Annotated in this window: 1 protein-coding gene; it reads left to right on the top strand. The window is 40.7% G+C overall.

The features are described 5' to 3' along the window. The coding region (locus GNF10_RS37430) for a hypothetical protein (RefSeq protein WP_221644725.1) at positions 1-351 on the top strand (351 nt) is incomplete at both ends.

Genomic DNA, 351 nt, shown 5'->3' with positions numbered 1-351 from the left:
GGACTCAACCTATATTCAGATGGAAACCACAGAGAATACTGTGGATGAACTATCTCTTACAGGAACTTTAGATTCAGTCCAAGGACAGCCAGATGATTTATTCGGCTCTTTCGATGAAAATCCGCAACTGCTATTTGAAGATGTAGCTACGGACTCAACCTATATTCAGATGGAAACCACAGAGAATACTGTGGATGAACTATCTCTTACAGGAACTTTAGATTCAGCCCAAGCACAAGCAGATGATTTGTTTGGCTCTTTCGATGAAAATCCACAACTGCTGTTTGAAGATGTAGCTACGGACTCAACCTATATTCAGATGGAAACCACAGAAAATCCTGTGGATGAACT

This window comes from Nostoc sp. UCD121 (genome assembly GCF_014222285.1).
Taxonomy (GTDB): domain Bacteria; phylum Cyanobacteriota; class Cyanobacteriia; order Cyanobacteriales; family Nostocaceae; genus Nostoc.
This window is presented reverse-complemented; position numbering and strand designations above follow the sequence as displayed.